Source organism: Lactobacillus fornicalis (genome assembly GCF_055362665.1).
Genome location: NZ_JBLTIM010000049.1, coordinates 1 through 1,026 on the forward strand (window position 1 = coordinate 1; position 1,026 = coordinate 1,026).

Here is a 1,026-nt window from a genome sequence, read left to right on the forward strand (position 1 = left end):
AAACAAGCATATGATGATGCGGTAGCTGCCGGTCAAACAGTGTTGAACAATGACTCCGCAACCCAAAGTGAAGTGGATAGTGCCACAAGTGCAATTAACAATGCAAAGTCAGCCTTAGATGGTCAAGCTACAGATAAGACAGCCTTAGAAACTGCTGTAAATGAACAATCAACAGTAGAAAGCACTCCAGCTTACTACAACGCAAGTGATGATAAGAAACAAGCATATGATGATGCAGTAAGTGCTGGTCAAAAGGTGTTGAACAATGATTCCGCTACTCAAAGTGAAGCAGATAGTGCTACAACTACAATTAACAGTGCAAAGGCAGCCTTAGATGGTGAAACCACAGACAAGAGAGCTTTGGAAACAGCAGTGAATGACCAAAGCAATGTTCAAAAGACCTCAGCTTACTACAACGCAAGTGACGAAAAGAAGCAAGCGTACGATGATGCGGTAGCTGCTGGTCAAACAGTGTTGAACAATGATTCCGCTACTCAAAGCGAAGTGGATAGTGCTACAACTGCAATTAACAATGCAAAGTCAGCCTTAGATGGTGAAACCACAGACAAGAGCGCTTGGGAAACAGCAGTGAATGACCAAAGCGATGTTCAAAAGACCTCAGCTTACTACAATGCAAGTGATGATAAGAAACAGGCATATGATGATGCAGTAAGTGCTGGCCAAACAGTGTTGAACAATGATTCCGCAACACAAAGCGAAGTGGATAGTGCTACAACTGCAATTGACAATGCCAAAGCAGCCTTAGATGGTCAAGCCACAGAAACAGCTACTAGTTCAACAGGAACAAGTGATACTACGAGTTCGACTACAGGCTCAACTACTGAAAGTTCTGTAGATAAAAGCGCTTTGGAAACTGCGGTGAATGAACAATCAACAGTAGAAAGCACATCAGCTTACTACAACGCAAGTGATGACAAGAAGCAAGCATATAATGATGCAGTAAGTGCTAAGTTGATTCAGCAGTTGTTGTTCTTAAACCACTTGCAAAAAAAGTTGATGTTGGTG

Annotated in this window: 1 protein-coding gene; it reads left to right on the forward strand. The window is 42.3% G+C overall.

Going from position 1 to position 1,026, the window contains the following annotated elements:
• Positions 1-1,026 (forward strand): FIVAR domain-containing protein (locus ACNDLV_RS07520; protein WP_498883049.1); only part of this gene is annotated, 1,026 nt, incomplete at both ends.